The 1,405-nt window shown below is 68.0% G+C and carries 1 protein-coding gene; it reads right to left on the bottom strand.

Annotated features, from left to right (window positions below; genetic code table 11):
• Window positions 1-56 precede the first annotated feature (56 nt).
• Window positions 57-1,289, bottom strand: coding sequence for an IS256 family transposase (locus tag ABH935_RS50845; RefSeq protein WP_370385238.1), 1,233 nt, complete (start codon window positions 1,287-1,289; stop codon window positions 57-59).
• Window positions 1,290-1,405 lie beyond the last annotated feature (116 nt).

The raw sequence follows: 1,405 nt of genomic DNA, 5'->3' as shown, positions 1-1,405 counted from the left end.
GGTCACGTCCGCGCTGGTGGTGTATGGGGTGGCCAGCGGGTGATCCTGTGTTGTTGTTAGGCGATCAGGGCTGCCGGTTCTGCATCCGGTTCGGGGTCCTGGCCTGTGCGCTGGATCTTAGCGAGGATTTCCAGGCCCATGTAGCGGCGGCCTTCGGCCCATTCGTCGTTCTGCTCGGCCAGTACTGCGCCGACCAGCCGGATCACCGAGTCCCGGTCGGGGAAGATGCCGACCACGTCGGTGCGGCGGCGGATCTCCTTGTTCAGGCGTTCCTGCGGGTTGTTGGAGCGGATCTGCGGCCAGATCTCGTGTGGGAACGCGGTGAAGGCCAGCAGGTCGGCTTTGGCCTCGTCCAGGTGGGCCGCGGCTTTCGGGAACTTGGCCTCCAGCGCGGCGATGACCTGCTCGCACTGGGCGTGCACGGCTTCGGCGTCGGGCTGCTCGAAGACGGTGCGCAGCAGCGTCGCCACCCAGGGCTGCGCGGTCTTGGGAACCTGGTTCATCAGATTCCTGGCGTAGTGGGTGCGGCAGCGCTGCCAGGTGGCACCCGGCACGGCGGCGCCGACCGCCTCGATGAGTCCGCGGTGCGCATCGGAGATGACCAGCTGCACCCCGGCCAGGCCGCGGGCGGTCAGCGAGCGCAGGAACGCCAGCCATCCGGCACCGTCCTCAGCCGAGGCAACGTCGATGCCCAGGATCTCCCGCTGCCCGTCGCCATTGACGCCGACCGCGACCAGGGCGTGCACGTTCAGCACCCGGCCGTTCTCCCGCACCTTCTGCGTCAACGCGTCAATCCACAGCACCGGATACGGGCCGGCATCCAGGGGCCGGTTGCGGAAGGCAGCGACCTGCTCATCCAGGTGTTTGGCCATCGCCGACACCTGCGACTTCGACAGCTGGGTCACCCCGAGCTCGGCGGCCAGCCGCTCCACCCGGCGGGTGGACACGCCCAGCAGGTAGGCGGTGGCGACCACGGACACCAGCGCCTGCTCGGCCCGGCGCCGCCGCTCCAGCAGCCACTCCGGAAAATACGAGCCGGCCCGCAGCTTGGGCACAGCCAGCTCGATGGAGCCCACCCGGGTATCCCAGGCCCGGGTGCGGTAGCCGTTACGGGAGTTGGTCCGCTCCGGGCTGACCTGGCCGTAGGGCGCTCCGCAGGCCGCGTCGGCCTCGGCCGACATCAACGCCTCAGCGAACGACTTCACCATCGCCCGCAACACATCCGGCTCGGCCGCGGCGAGTTGCCGCTCGAAGTCATCACCGGCAGGCACACTGGTCAATGCGGTCATCGGGTCTCCTCCTTCAAGATCATCAATCCATCTCGAAGGATCACCCGATGACCGCCTCAACTATCGGCGATACGCCCATCAGAGCTAACCGATACACCACGTCCCAGGACGTAACC

The sequence above is a fragment of the Catenulispora sp. GAS73 genome (assembly GCF_041262085.1).
Taxonomy (GTDB): Bacteria; Actinomycetota; Actinomycetes; order Streptomycetales; family Catenulisporaceae; genus Catenulispora.
This window is presented reverse-complemented; position numbering and strand designations above follow the sequence as displayed.